15 protein-coding genes are annotated in these 13,804 nt (G+C 71.6%); 12 read left to right on the forward strand and 3 right to left on the reverse strand.

Annotated elements, in window-relative coordinates; all coding sequences use genetic code 11:
• From E4F61_RS06005 to purD, 11 genes are all read left to right on the forward strand, one after another.
• The coding region (locus E4F61_RS06005) for a protein-disulfide reductase DsbD family protein (protein WP_202908958.1) at nt 1–1,274 on the forward strand (1,274 nt) is incomplete at its 5' end.
• Nucleotides 1,271–1,852: a TlpA family protein disulfide reductase gene (locus E4F61_RS06010; protein ID WP_133478765.1), complete on the forward strand. Its 582-nt coding sequence runs from the start codon at nt 1,271–1,273 to the stop codon at nt 1,850–1,852. The genes E4F61_RS06005 and E4F61_RS06010, both read left to right, overlap by 4 nt.
• 95 nt (nt 1,853–1,947) lie before the next feature.
• On the forward strand, nt 1,948–2,415 hold the full coding sequence (gene aroQ, locus E4F61_RS06015) for a type II 3-dehydroquinate dehydratase (RefSeq protein ID WP_133478766.1): 468 nt from the start codon (nt 1,948–1,950) through the stop codon (nt 2,413–2,415).
• 61 nt (nt 2,416–2,476) lie between these two features.
• Nucleotides 2,477–2,956: an acetyl-CoA carboxylase biotin carboxyl carrier protein gene (accB, locus tag E4F61_RS06020; RefSeq protein WP_133478767.1), complete on the forward strand. Its 480-nt coding sequence runs from the start codon at nt 2,477–2,479 to the stop codon at nt 2,954–2,956.
• Between the two features lie 104 nt (nt 2,957–3,060).
• Entirely contained in the window at nt 3,061–4,428 is a 1,368-nt protein-coding gene (gene accC, locus E4F61_RS06025) for an acetyl-CoA carboxylase biotin carboxylase subunit (RefSeq protein ID WP_133478768.1), read from the forward strand.
• Between the two features lie 5 nt (nt 4,429–4,433).
• A complete protein-coding gene (gene prmA / locus E4F61_RS06030; RefSeq protein WP_133478769.1) occupies nt 4,434–5,351 on the forward strand; it encodes a 50S ribosomal protein L11 methyltransferase in 918 nt (305 codons plus the stop codon).
• Between the two features lie 48 nt (nt 5,352–5,399).
• Complete coding sequence (locus tag E4F61_RS06035) at nt 5,400–6,197, forward strand: DUF3426 domain-containing protein (RefSeq protein WP_133478770.1); 798 nt, start codon at nt 5,400–5,402, stop codon at nt 6,195–6,197.
• 85 nt (nt 6,198–6,282) lie between these two features.
• The gene (fis, locus tag E4F61_RS06040; RefSeq protein WP_133478771.1) at nt 6,283–6,570 is read left to right on the forward strand and encodes a DNA-binding transcriptional regulator Fis; all 288 of its coding nucleotides are present in this window, start codon (nt 6,283–6,285) and stop codon (nt 6,568–6,570) included.
• A gap of 69 nt (nt 6,571–6,639) precedes the next feature.
• Nucleotides 6,640–8,238, forward strand: coding sequence for a bifunctional phosphoribosylaminoimidazolecarboxamide formyltransferase/IMP cyclohydrolase (gene purH / locus E4F61_RS06045; protein WP_133478772.1), 1,599 nt, complete (start codon nt 6,640–6,642; stop codon nt 8,236–8,238).
• 36 nt (nt 8,239–8,274) lie between these two features.
• Entirely contained in the window at nt 8,275–9,045 is a 771-nt protein-coding gene (locus tag E4F61_RS06050; protein WP_133478773.1) for a hypothetical protein, read from the forward strand.
• Nucleotides 9,046–9,103: 58 nt separating this feature from the next.
• Complete coding sequence (purD, locus tag E4F61_RS06055; RefSeq protein ID WP_133478774.1) at nt 9,104–10,396, forward strand: phosphoribosylamine--glycine ligase; 1,293 nt, start codon at nt 9,104–9,106, stop codon at nt 10,394–10,396.
• Nucleotides 10,397–10,411: 15 nt separating this feature from the next.
• On the opposite strand, the gene E4F61_RS06060 is transcribed toward purD, so the two are convergent.
• From E4F61_RS06060 to E4F61_RS06070, 3 genes are all read right to left on the reverse strand, one after another.
• Nucleotides 10,412–12,427, reverse strand: a complete 2,016-nt coding sequence (locus E4F61_RS06060; RefSeq protein ID WP_133478775.1) for a sensor histidine kinase — start codon at nt 12,425–12,427, stop codon at nt 10,412–10,414.
• Between the two features lie 170 nt (nt 12,428–12,597).
• Complete coding sequence (locus E4F61_RS06065; protein WP_133478776.1) at nt 12,598–12,816, reverse strand: hypothetical protein; 219 nt, start codon at nt 12,814–12,816, stop codon at nt 12,598–12,600.
• 194 nt (nt 12,817–13,010) lie between these two features.
• Entirely contained in the window at nt 13,011–13,271 is a 261-nt protein-coding gene (locus E4F61_RS06070; RefSeq protein WP_133478777.1) for a hypothetical protein, read from the reverse strand.
• 273 nt (nt 13,272–13,544) lie between these two features.
• Here E4F61_RS06070 and E4F61_RS06075 point away from each other — a divergent pair, with 273 nt between their 5' ends.
• Nucleotides 13,545–13,796 carry a hypothetical protein gene (locus tag E4F61_RS06075; RefSeq protein ID WP_133478778.1) on the forward strand — a complete coding sequence of 84 codons (252 nt, stop codon included), beginning with the start codon at nt 13,545–13,547 and terminating at the stop codon, nt 13,794–13,796.
• The last annotated feature ends 8 nt before the right edge of the window (nt 13,797–13,804 follow it).

The following is a 13,804-nucleotide window of genomic DNA, read 5'->3' on the forward strand; positions in this document are numbered from 1 at the left end:
CGGCGGCCGCCGCGACGACGGCGGCGATGCCCGCGCGACAGCCGCCACCCGCGCCGCGCGCGATCGAGCCCGCCGGCGCGCGGTCGGCGCTGCTGCTCGCGCTGCTCGGCGGCCTCGTACTGAACCTCATGCCCTGCGTTCTGCCGGTGCTCTCGCTGAAGGCACTGTCGCTCGCCGGGAGCGGCTCGCCGGGCATCGCACGCCGGCACGCCATCGCCTACACCGCCGGGGTCGTGCTCAGCTTCGTGCTCCTCGGCGGCCTGGCGCTGGCGCTGCGCCATGCCGGCCGCGCGCTGGGCTGGGGCTTCCAGCTGCAGGAGCCGGTCGTCGTCGCGCTGCTGGCACTGGTGATGTTCGCGCTCGGGCTCAGCCTGTCGGGCCTGTGGTACGTCGGCGGGCGCTGGACCGGCGCCGGCCACGGCCTCGCCACGCGCGGCGGAGTTGCCGGCGACTTCTTCACCGGCGTGCTCGCCGTGGTGGTCGCCACGCCGTGCACCGCGCCGTTCATGGGCGCGGCGCTCGCGTGGGCGTTCCTCGCACCGACCGCGCTGGCGATGGCCGTCTTCGTCGCGCTGGGGCTCGGGCTCGCGCTGCCCTTCATCCTCATCGGGGCGCTGCCGGGGCTGGCCACGCGGCTGCCGCGGCCCGGCGCCTGGATGGAGACCCTCAAGCAGGCGCTCGCGTTCCCGCTCTACCTCACCGCGGCGTGGCTGCTGTGGGTGCTGGGCCGCCAGCGCGGGCCCGATGCGATCGCATGGACGCTCGCCGCCGCCGTGGCGATCGCCTTCGCCGCCTGGGCCTGGACGCGCGCCCGCGACCACCGCCGCGCCTGGGGTGTGGTCGCACTGGTGGTGGCGCTCGCGGGCGTCGGGGCGTCGCTGGCGACCGTGCACCGCCTGCCGCCGCCATCCGCCCGTCCGGCGGCCGACGCCGGCCACGCGGTCTTCGACGAGGCGCGCCTCGCCGCCCTGCGTGCCGAGGGCCGCGTCGTCTTCGTCAACATCACCGCCGACTGGTGCGTGAGCTGCAAGGCGAACGAACGCACCGTGCTCGGCCGACCCGCCTTCGCCAAGGCGCTCGCGGACGCGCAGGCCGTTTACATGGTCGGCGACTACACCGACGTGGATCCCGGCCTGACCGCCTACCTGCAACGCCACGGCGCCGTCGGCGTGCCGCTCTACGTCGTCTATCCGCGCCGTGGCGAGCCGCGCGTGCTGCCGACGCTGCTCACGCCGGCGATGGTCGCGCAGGCCCTGGCCGGCGCGTCGAAATGAAGACGCGCAACGTCGTGATCGCCGCGCTGCTGGCCGGCGCCGCAGGCGTGGCCGCCAGCCTGCTGGTGGACTCGAGCTGGCTCGCGCGGACGCGCCTCGGGCAGGCCGTCCTGCAGGCCGACAGCGCGAAATCCGGCGTGCAGCCGGGCGACCGGCTCCCCGCGTTGACCCTCGCGACGCCGTCGGGCGAGGTCCGTGACGTCGCCGCGCTGATCGACGGCCGCCCCGCCCTGATCAACCTCTGGGCCAGCTGGTGCGCGCCCTGCATCAAGGAAATGCCGGCACTCGACGCCTTCTCGCGGCGCCAGGGCGCGAACGGCGTGCAAGTGGTCGGTATCGCGCTCGACGAGGCCGAGGCCGTGCGCGCCTTTCTGCGCGCGCATCCGGTCGGCTATCCGGTCCTGATCGACGCACCCGGCCCCGCCGACGCCGGCGCCCGCCTCGGCGATGCGCGCGGCGTGCTGCCCTACAGCGTGCTGGTCGGCGCGGACGGGCGGATCCTGCGGCAATGGGTCGGCCCACTGGAGCCCGGCGACCTCGACGAGTGGGCCGCCGCCGCGGGTCGAACGCGCGATTGAATTTCGCCCAACGTCGGCGATACGGTGGCGAACGTCTGGACAGGTTTTTCGTCAGGGCGCAGACTGCCGGGCTCCGACGTCGAAAGGCCCGCGCCATGGCCAAGCTGCTCGTCCTGCACGGCCCCAACCTCAACCTGCTCGGCGAGCGGGAGCCGGGGATCTACGGGCGGACCTCGCTGGCCGCCATCGACCGCGCGCTCAAGCTCGACGCCGAATCGCACGGCCACAGCCTCGAATCGATGCAGTCCAATGCCGAACACGAGCTGGTGGACCGCCTGCATGCCGCGCGCGGCGACGGCACCGAATTCATCCTGATCAATCCGGCCGGCCTCACGCACACCAGCGTGGTGCTGCGCGACGCGATCGCCGCGGTCGACCTGCCCTTCATCGAGGTGCACCTGTCGAACCCGCATGCGCGCGAGCCGTTCCGCCGCCAGAGCTACTTCAGCGACCTCGCGATGGGCGTGATCTGCGGCTTCGGCGCCGACAGCTACCGCTTCGCGATGGAAGCCGCGCTCACCTGGCTCGACAAGCGCGCCGCCGCCAACGCCAACCGCTCCTGAAACGCCGCGATCGCCCGCGAACGCGCGGCGATCGTCCCTGCATCCCAGCCCGAGGCCCGACATGGACCTGCGCAAAATCAAGAAGCTGATCGACCTGCTCGAGGCGAGCAACCTCTCCGAAATCGAGATCAAGGAAGGCGAGGAAACCGTACGCCTCGCGCGCACCACGTCGCGCCCGGTCGAGATCGCCTACGCGCCGCCGCCGATGCAGCATGCACCCGCGCCGGCCGCCGCGCCGATGCCGATGGCCGGCCCGACCGACGCCGCGTCGGGCGGGGCCCCGAAGCCGGGCAGCGACCTGCCGGAGGGCCACGTCGTGCGCGCACCGATGGTCGGCACGTTCTACGCCTCGCCGGCGCCGGACAAGCCGGCCTTCGTGAGCGTCGGGCAGCAGGTCAAGGCCGGCGAGACGCTCGCGATCATCGAAGCCATGAAGATGTTCAACCCGATCGAGGCCGACGTCTCCGGCACCGTGCTCAAGGTGCTCGTCGAGAGCGGCCAGCCGATCGAGTTCGACCAGCCGCTGTTCGTCATTGGGTGAGCAGGCGCTTTCCGGCGGCACTGCCGCCGGCCTGCGAACGCCCCTCCGCCGCGCGGCTGAGACGCCGGACCTCCGCTCGCTGAACGCCGCATTGGACCTAACCCATGCTAGATAAAGTCGTCATCGCCAACCGTGGCGAAATCGCGCTGCGCATCCTGCGCGCGTGCCACGCGCTGGGCATCCGCACGGTCGCCGTGCATTCCACGGTCGACCGCAACCTCAAGCACGTCGCGATGGCGGACGAGTCGGTCTGCATCGGCCCGGCGCCGTCCGCGCAGAGCTACCTCAACATGGCGCAGATCATCGCCGCCGCCGAGGTCACCGACGCGCAGGCGATCCATCCGGGCTACGGCTTCCTCAGCGAGAACGCCGACTTCGCCGAGCGCGTCGAGCAGAGCGGCTTCATCTTCATCGGTCCGAAGGCCGACACGATCCGGCTGATGGGCGACAAGGTCGAGGCGATCCGCGCGATGAAGGGCGCGGGCGTGCCCTGCGTGCCCGGCAGCGGCGGCCCGCTCGGTGACGATGCGGCGGAGAACATGCGCATCGCCAAGGAGATCGGCTACCCGATCATCGTCAAGGCGGCGGGCGGCGGCGGCGGTCGCGGCATGCGCGTGGTGCACACCGAAGCCGCGCTGGTCACCGCCATCGAGACCACCAAGCAGGAAGCCAAGGCCGCGTTCGGCAACGACATGGTCTACATGGAGAAGTTCCTGGAGAACCCGCGCCACGTGGAGATCCAGGTGCTCGCCGACGGCCAGGGCAACGCGATCCACCTCGGCGAGCGCGACTGCTCGATGCAGCGCCGGCACCAGAAGGTCGTCGAGGAAGCGCCGGCGCCGGGCATCACGCCCGAACTGCGCGCGGAGATCGGCAAGGTCTGCGTCGAGGCCTGCATCCGCATCGGCTACCGCGGCGCGGGCACGTTCGAGTTCCTGTTCGAGAACGGGCGGTTCTACTTCATCGAAATGAACACGCGCATCCAGGTCGAGCATCCGGTGACCGAGATGGTCACGGGCATCGACCTCGTGCGCGAGCAGCTGATGATCGCGGCCGGTCACAAGCTGTCGCTGAAGCAGGAGGACATCGTCCTCGAGGGCCATGCGATCGAGTGCCGCATCAATGCGGAAGATCCCGAGACGTTCATGCCCTGCCCCGGCCTGATCCAGCACTTCCACGCGCCGGGCGGCCCGGGCGTGCGCGTCGACAGCCACATCTACGAGGGCTATCGCGTGCCGCCGAACTACGATTCGATGATCGGCAAGCTGATCGTGCACGGCCCCGACCGCGCGACCGCGATCGCGCGCATGCGCGTGGCGCTCAACGAGATGGTCGTCGACGGCATCAAGACCAACATCCCGCTGCAGCAGCGCATCCTGTCCGACGCCGGCTTCCAGCAGGGCGGGCAGAACATCCACTACCTGGAAAGGCGCCTGAAAGAGCAGAAGGAGAAGGCGATCTCGATCGTCTGAGCCCGATGCCCTTCCTCGAACTCTCGCTTCCCTGCACCGAGCAGCAGCAGCCGCGCTACGAGCGCGCGCTGGAGGACGTCGGCGCGCTCGCGGTGACGCTGGTCGACGCGCATGCCGACGCGCCCGACGAGCAGGCCATCTTCGAGCCCGGCGTCGGCGAGCAGCCGCTGTGGGGCGAGATGGTGCTGACCGCGCTGTTCGAGGCCGGCACGCCGCGCGACGGGCTGATGCTGGCGCTGCACGCAACGGACGAAGGGCTCGACTGGTCGCGCGCCTCGTTCCGCGACGTCGAGGACCAGGACTGGGAACGCGCGTGGATGGACCAGTACGAGCCGCTGCAGTTCGGCGCGCGCACCTGGATCGTGCCGTCGAACCACGAGCTGCCCGACGGTGCCGATGCGCCGGACGCGGCGGTGGTGCGCCTCGATCCCGGCCTCGCCTTCGGCAGCGGCACGCACCCGACCACCGCGCTGTGCCTGCAGTGGCTCGACGCGCTCGCGAACGACGGCGTGCTGGACGGCGCGCGCGTCCTCGATTTCGGCTGCGGCTCCGGCATCCTCGCGCTTGCCGCGTTGAAGCTCGGCGCGGCATCGGCCGTCGGCGTCGACAACGATCCGCAGGCGGTCACCGCCACGCTCGACAATGCCGAGCGCAACGGCGTCGGCGATCGCCTCGCGGTGTACCTGCCGCAGGACGAACCGGTCGCCACCTATCCGGTGGTCGTCGCCAACATCCTCGCCTCGGCGCTGATCGACCTGCGCGACGTGATTGCCGCGCGCTGCGCGCCCGGTGCGCACCTCGCGATGTCCGGCATCCTCGCCGGACAGGAGGACGAAGTCGTCGCGGCCTATGCCGACGTGCTCGACGCGATCGAGGTCGCGCGCATGGACGACTGGATGCGCGTGTCGGGTCGACGCCGCTGATGACCGCCGCGCCCGGCGATCCGCGCGCGGCCGTGGTGCAATAGCCGCATGTTCAAGCCCTGTCCCCAGTGCGGCTTCCTCGTCGCCCTGAGTCCCGGCCGCGAAGCCAGCCAGCGCTGCCCGCGCTGCGGCAGCGTGCTGCTGACCGACGGCGAGCTGCAGGCCATCGAGGACGCGCCCGCGCCGCCTGCCCCGGCCGGCGTCGCGCCTACGGTCGAACCGGACGCGCCGCAGGGCACGGCGACGATCGCCCCCGCGCCGATCGCGGACCCGCCCGGGCCGGCCGCCATCGAGACCGCCGGCACGCCGCCGTCCGACGCCGTGGCGTCCATCGACGATGCGCCGCATGACGGCCCGAGCTTCGCCCGGCGCCGCGTGCGTGCACGCCATCGCGGCCCGCGTTGGCCGTGGTGGGCCGCCGTCGGCGGCCTCGCGCTGCTGCTCGCGCTGCAACTGCTGCTGGCGCAGCGCGTGGCGCTCGCGCGCGATGCGGCCTGGCGCCCGCTCGTGCTGCGCGCCTGCGGCGTGCTGCGCTGCGACGTACCGGCCTGGCACGAGCCGCAGGCCTACGCGATGCTCGCGCGCGGCGTGCGGCCGTCGCGTCCGGGCGTGCTGCACGTGACCGCCACGGTGCGCAACGACGCGCGATGGCCGCAGGCCGCCCCGGGTGTGGTGCTCAGCCTTGCTGACGTCGACGGCCGCGTGGTCGGTGCGCGCGCGGTGCCGCCGGCCGATTACGGCCATCGCGCCGACGCGCCGATCGCGCCGGGCGACACGCTCGACATCGCCTTCGACGTCCGCGAGCCGGGCGCGCACGTGGAATCGTTCGACTTCCAGCTGCAGTGATGCCGTCCGTCCGCGCGACCCGCGTCGCCGGGCCGCGCGCGACATCGGCGGGCTAGACTTCGCGTCCGCCGAGCCTGCCGATCCCATGAGCGCCGCCGCGTCCGACATCGCCCAGTCCGTCGTCACCGACATCCGCCCCGGCGCACGCGTGCCGCTGCGCGAGCACGTCGCGGTGTCGATCCGTCGCTTCCTCGGCGACCTCGGCGGCAGCGACATGGGCGATCTGTACGAGATCGCGCTGCGCGAGCTCGAGATCCCGCTGTTCCAGGAAGTGCTGCGCCACTGCGATGGCAACCAGAGCCGCGCGGCGCAGATGCTCGGGATCCACCGCGCGACGCTGCGCAAGAAGCTGCGCGAATACGGCCTGGCCTGACGCCGCATCGCGCCGGCCGCGTGAGGACGCGCCGGTATAATTCGCGCTTCCCCATAGCCGCCCACGCCCATGACCGCTGCCCTGACCGGCCCGTCGGTGACGATCCGCCGCGCCCTGCTGTCCGTGTCCGACAAGACCGGCCTGCTGCCGCTCGCACAGGCGCTGGCGCGCCACGGCGTCGAACTGCTGTCCACCGGCGGCACCGCGAAGGCGCTGCGCGAGGCCGGCCTCGCGGTTAAGGACGTCAGCGACGTGACGGGCTTTCCCGAAATGATGGACGGCCGCGTCAAGACGCTGCATCCGCTGGTGCATGGCGGCCTTCTCGGCCGCGCGGGCGTGGACGATGCGGTGATGGCGCAGCACGGCATCGGCGCGATCGACCTGCTGGTGCTCAACCTGTATCCGTTCGAGAAGGTGTCCGCCGATCCGTCGAGCACGATGGAGGACATCGTCGAGAACATCGACATCGGCGGCCCGGCGATGCTGCGCTCGGCGGCGAAGAACTTCGCGCGCGTCGCGGTGGCGACCGATCCGGCGCAGTACGACGCGATCGTCGCCGAGATGGACGCGAACGGCGGCGCGCTGTCGGGCGCCACGCGGTTCGCGTTGTCGGTGGCCGCGTTCAACCGCGTGGCGCAGTACGACGCGCGCATCAGCGACTACCTGTCGTCGATCGTCGAGGTTTCCGACGCCGGGCGCGTCTGCCGCAGCCCGTTCCCGGGCCAGAGCAACGGCAGCTTCATCAAGGTCATGGACCTGCGCTACGGCGAGAACCCGCACCAGCAGGGCGCGTTCTACCGCGACCTGTGGCCGGTGCCCGGCACGCTCGCGACGTTCACGCAGCTGCAGGGCAAGGAACTCAGCTACAACAACCTCGCCGACGCCGATGCCGCCTGGGAATGCGTGCGCCAGTTCGAGCGTACCGCCTGCGTGATCGTGAAGCACGCCAATCCGTGCGGGGTCGCCGAGGCCGCGGACGCGCTGCAGGCGTACGAACTCGCCTACGCGACCGATCCCACGTCCGCCTTCGGCGGCATCATCGCCTTCAACCGCCCGGTTGACGGCGCGACGATGAAGACGATCCTCGATCGCCAGTTCGTCGAGGTACTGATCGCGCCGGACTACGACGAGGCCGCGCTCGCCTATGCCCGGAAGAAGGCGAACGTGCGCGTGCTGAGGATTCCGCACGGCGACGGCCGCAACAACATCGACATCAAGCGCGTCGGCTCGGGCCTGCTCATGCAGACCGCCGACATCCGCGAGGTGACGCGCGACGAGCTGAAGGTGGTGACGAAGCTCGCACCGACCGAGGCCCAGCTCGCCGACCTGCTGTTCGCCTGGCGCGTCGCCAAGTTCGTGAAGTCCAACGCGATCGTCTACGCGAAGGACCTGCGTACCGTCGGCGTCGGCGCCGGCCAGATGAGCCGCGTGTACTCGGCGCGTATCGCCGGCATCAAGGCGAACGACGCGGGGCTGGTCGTGCCGGGCTCGGTGATGGCGAGCGACGCGTTCTTCCCGGTCCGCGACGGCATCGACGCCGCTGCGGAGGCCGGCATCAAGGCGGTCATCCAGCCCGGCGGCTCGATGCGCGACGCCGAGGTGATCGCCGCGGCCGACGAACACGGCCTCGCGATGGTGTTCACCGGCATCCGCCACTTCCGGCACTGACGCCGGCTTCGCGCGGGGAGCGGCAGTTTCCCGCGCATGCCCCGATATTCCCTGTCGCTGCTCCTCTTCGTCGCCGCGGCCGCCTCGGCGCGCGCGCCGGCACCGCCGACGACGACCGACGCCGTCGCCGACCGCGAACTGCTGCGGCTGCTGTCGTCGCAGTACGACGCCAAGGCGCGCCTGCGCGGCGGCTGGACCGCGCGCGGCGACACGGTCACGACGCGCAGCCTCTGCGCCGATTCGGGCGCGCGGCGCGGCGACCGGTTCGTCGCGGTGTGCAGCACGCCGGCGGACGTCGGCGGCGGGCGCGTCGACCTGTTCATCGTCGAGCCGCCGGCGACGCCGCGCGGGCGCGCCCGCATCCGCGCGCGCTTCCGTGGCGTCGACCACGACCCGGCCGATGCGGTGCGATTGATGGCGATCGCGCCCGATCGGCTGGCCTTCGTCCTCGACACCACGACCCGGAGCGCCGGCCGCACGCGCGCGTCGCATTCGCTCTACGCCGAGCGCGCGGACGGCCTGCGCCGTCTTCTCACCGTCGGCACGCGCCTCGACGACACCGCGGCCTGCGCGTCCGCCGCCGGCTCGGCGGGACGGCGCTGCCGTGAGCGCCGGGTGGACCTCACCTGCACCCTGCGCGCCGATACCTCGCGCGTGGATGCGGCCGCCTGGCCGCTCGAGCTGCACGTCAGCGGGCGCCGCGGCGGCGACGCGATCGACCGCGTGCTGCCGATTCCGCACGACGCCTACGGCTACCGCGTGTCCGCGCGCGTGCTCGACACGCAGGCCTGCGACGGCACCGACTGAGCGGGCGGCCGCGGCGGTCGCGTAAACTCCCCCGTCCCCACGCAGACCCGCCACAGGCATGAAGATCCTCGTCATCGGTTCCGGCGGCCGCGAGCACGCCCTCGCGTGGAAGCTGGCGCAGTCGGCGCGCATCTCGCAGGTGCTGGTGGCCCCGGGCAACGCGGGCACGGCGCGCGAGGACAAGTGCCGCAACGTCGACATCGGCGCCACCGACATCGACGCGCTGCTCGCGCTGGTGCAGCGCGAGGGCATCGCGGTCACCGTGGTCGGGCCCGAAGCGCCGCTGGTCGCGGGCGTGGTCGATCGCTTCCGCGCCGCGGGGCACCGCATCTTCGGCCCCACGGCCGCCGCCGCGCAGCTCGAGGGCAGCAAGGCCTTCGCCAAGGATTTCCTCGCCCGCCATGGCATCCCCACCGCGCATTACGCGGTGCACACCGACGTGGACGCCGCGCTCGCCTACGTGCGCGAGAAGGGCGCGCCCATCGTGGTCAAGGCCGATGGCCTGGCGGCGGGCAAGGGCGTGATCGTCGCGATGACGCAGGACGAGGCCGAGGCCGCGGTGCGCGACATGCTGGCCGGCAACGCGTTCGGCAACGCCGGCTCGCGCGTGGTCATCGAGGAATTCCTCGACGGCGAGGAAGCGAGCTTCATCTCGATGGTCGATGGCGCGACCGCGCTGCCGATGGCCACCAGCCAGGACCACAAGCGCGTCTTCGACGGCGACACCGGCCCCAACACCGGCGGCATGGGCGCGTACTCGCCGGCGCCCGTGGTCACCCCCGAGGTGCACGCGCGGATCATGCGCGAAGTGGTCGAGCCGACCGTGCGCGGCATGGCCGCCGACGGCGTGCCGTTCACCGGCTTCCTCTACGCCGGCCTGATGATCGACAAGGCCGGCGCGCCGAAGGTGATCGAGTTCAACGTGCGCTTCGGCGATCCGGAAACGCAGCCGGTGATGCTGCGGCTGGCGTCGGACCTGATGGACCTTGTCGAGGCGGCGATCGCGGGCCGCCTGCACACGGTCTCCGCCGAATGGGATCCGCGCGCATCGCTCGGCGTGGTGATGGCCGCGGCGAACTATCCCGACACGCCGCGCACCGGCGACGTGATCAACCAGTGGGACGTGCCGGAGGAACCCGGCACCAAGGTGTTCCATGCCGGCACCAAACTCGTCGGCGAACACGTCGAAACCGCCGGCGGCCGCGTGCTGTGCTGCTGCGCGCTGGGCGCCACCGTCGCGGAGGCACAGGCGCGCGCGTATTCGCTGGTCGCCGGCATTTCGTGGGACGGCGAATTCCATCGCCACGACATCGGCTGGCGCGCGATCGAACGCGAGCGCGCGGCGGGCTGAGCCCCAGCCGCCGCGTCAGCCGATGGCGACCGCGGCCGTCTTGAGCGGCAGGCGCAACTCGAACGTGGAGCCCTGCCCCGGCCCCGGGCTGGAGGCCGTGAGGCTGCCGCCGTGCAGCTGCGCCAGACTGCGCGCCAGCGACAGGCCGATGCCGAGCCCGCCGTAGTGCCGCTCGGGCGTGGTGTCGGCCTGCGCGAACAGGTCGAACACGCGCGCGATCAGCGCGGCGTCCATGCCGACGCCGGTGTCGTGCAGGCGCACCACCGCCTCGTCGCGCTCGATCGTCGACACCAGGGTGATGTGTCCGCCCGGCGGCGTGTACTTCGCCGCGTTGTTGAGCAGGTTGGTGAGCACCTGCGTCAGGCGCACCGGATCGGCGTCGAGCACCAGTTCCGGGTTGGCGTCGATCACCTCGAGCTGGTGCGCATGCCGCTGCAGCAGCGGCTGCGTCTGCTCCACCGCCGCGGCGATGACGTCGCCCAGGCGCACGTCGCGGCGCTGCAGCGCCGAGAGGCCGCGCGTCACGCGCGACACGTCCATCAGGTCCTCGACCAGGTTGCGCATGTGCATCGCCTGGCGGTCGATGATCTCGGTGGCCTGCCGCACGGTCGCCTCGCGCTCGGGCGCCATGCGCAGCAGCTGGACGGCGGTGACGATCGGCGCCAGCGGGTTGCGGAGTTCATGCGCGAGCGTCGCCAGGAACTGGTCCTTCTGGCGGTCGGCCTCGCGCAGTGCGGCCTCGCTGCGCTCGAGGAGCTGCTGCGCGCGCTTGAGGTCATCGATTTCGGTGCAGGTACCCATCCAGCGCGTGATGCGGCCATCGGCATCACGCACCGGCAGCGCGCGCCCGAGCACCCACTGGTAGACGCCGTCGCGGTCGCGCAGGCGGTACTCGACGTTGTAGGGCTCGCCGGTGGCCAGGCTGTGACGCCAATGCGACCAGGCCATGGGTTGGTCGTCCGGATGGAACATGCCGGCCCAGCCTTCGCCATCGGTGGACCCGACCGGCATGCCGGTGAAGTCGTACCAGCGCTGGTTGTAGTAGTCATGGAAGCCGTCGGGCCGCGTCGACCAGATCATCTGCGGCACGAGGTCGGCGATGGTGCGGAAGCGCGCCTCGCTCTCGCGGGCCGCGGCGAGCGCCGCATGGCGATCGGTCACGTCGCCGCCCTGCACGAACACCGTATCGATCCGCCCCGATGTGTCGCGCACCGGCTGGTAGACGAAGTCCACGTAGCGCGTTACTCGTCCACCGTTGCCATCGTCGAGCGCCACGGCCACGTCGCGCCCGGCATAGGCCTCGCCGGTGGTACGCACGCGGTCCAGCAGGTCGATGAATCCCTGCTCGACGACCTCGGGCAGCACGTCGCGCAGGCGCTGACCGACGAAGCCACGCTTGCCCACGAGCGCTTCGTACGCCTCGTTGGCGCGCTCGAACACGTAGTCCGCGCCGCGGAGCACCGCCATGAAGCCCGGGGCCTGCGCGAAAAGGTCGTCGACGAAGTCGAGCTGTGCCGACAGTCGCAGGTTGTCGCGCTGCACGGCGGCCGCGCGCGACAGCACGCCGCCCTCGAGCTGCTCCTGCGTCAGCCCCGTGGCTTCGCGTGCGGTCCGCAGCGCCTGGCGCAGCCGGTGCGACTCGGTGACGTCCATGGTGTGCTGCATCACGGCGACGACTTTCCCGCTCGCATCGCGCACCGGCGTGTGGGTGGCGCTCCAGAACCGGGCGTCGACGACTGGGCCGTCGGGTGTGTCGACGGTGATCGTGTAGGGAATCAGGGCCAGCGTCTCGCGCTCGCCGGTTTCGAACGTACGCTCGAGCGAGCGGCGCAGGATGCCCGCCTGCGATGTGCCGTCGCATTCGACATCGCCCGGAAACAGGTCGAACAGGTAGCGCCCGATCAGCTGCTCGCGGCTGACGCCGCAGAGCAGTTCGTAGGCCCGGTTGGCCTCGATGTAGCGCAGCTCGCGGTCCAACACCATGTAGGCGTTGGGCGAGTGCTGGAACAGCGCGTCAAACGGAAGGGCCACGGGCGGTTCCACAGGCGTAGAGGCGTAGTATGAAGCCTCTCGCCGCCCTTGCTCGCGCCGCCTATCACCTTCCGTGCGCGTGCGTACGTCGCCGGCTCCACGCGCGCCGCGGCCCCGCAAAAAAAAGCGGGGCTTTCGCCCCGCCTCCTTGTCGATCGCGACCTCCGGACTCAGCGCCTGGCAGGCGTTGACCCCTGCTCGCGCTCGCGCTCGGCGGTGGAACTCGCGCTGATGACGGACGGCCCCTCGTGGCCCTTCAACTGCGGCGGACCGTCAGCGGCCGGCTTGCCGACCGCACCGGTGCGCGCGTCCGGGAGGTTGCCACCTGTCGTGCGGTCGGTGGGCGAGGTCACGCGCTTTTCGCTGTGGGTTTCGTTTGAACGGTTCATAAGTATTTCCCGGTGGCGACCCGACGAGGTCGCGGAAGGCCGAAGCCTGGAGCTTCCTAGGAAGCGAGAGCCCGACGCGGCGATGCGGCGTCAGAGGTGCGGCCGGGATCGTTGCTGGCGAATCGGTGCGGGCCCAAGCTGCGCGCGCGGGGGGGACGGTCGCGTGACAGCAGCGGACACCGCGCTTGCAACGCTCAGCGGCGTTGAGGTCTCGCACGCCCACCGCCGGTGCGCCGTTTCGTCGCGGCACGCTCGCGCCAGGCGGCCATCTGCACGATGAGCCCGGGCGGCTCCAGCGCCATTCGCGGCGCGAGCCTTTCCGGCGGCGACGGCGGCTCGGCAGCGCACGCGGGCGGGTGGGGCCACCCCTCATTGGTCGCGCGGTGCCATTGGGCGTCATCCAGCGCCTGCCGGGCGATGTCGACGGGTCGGTCGTCGGGGGTATCGATACTCATGGGGGCGTTCCGCGACGCATGCCTCGCGCATGCACCGCGACCGTCGCCCTGTGCGGGTTACGCCCTCGCGACGACGCGTGCCGCATACCGTCGCGCCTGTGCTCACCTGCAAGTAACAGGGCAAGGAGGACGTTGATGCTGCGGCGTCCTCCCGGCCGCAGTACCTGTCGAAAGGTGCCAGAAGGGAGAAGGCAGTAAGGAGGCCCCGGTCATCGACCGGGGCTTCTGCCTGGAACCACCGAACCACCCCCGCGCATCCGCAGGAGAATTCCGATGCGCTTCGATATCTACGGGCGCACCGATGGGCTGCGCATCGTTGTCCCCTCGGTGCTGCCGCTGCCTTCGGGACTGGCCACCGAGGGTCCCCTCGTCAGCATTGGAACGGTTGCTCTGTCATTCGCCGCGCTCACGCCGGGGCTTTCGCATGCGATCGCGCTGTCCGGCTTCGGCGTCGCAGGCGACCTGGACGACGCGATGATCGATCTCGCACTGCGCGAGCCGGGGCCCGCGGGCGAGCGCTGGTGAGCGCCGCC

Source organism: Cognatilysobacter segetis, assembly GCF_004359965.1.
Classification (GTDB): Bacteria; Pseudomonadota; Gammaproteobacteria; order Xanthomonadales; family Xanthomonadaceae; genus Cognatilysobacter; species Cognatilysobacter segetis.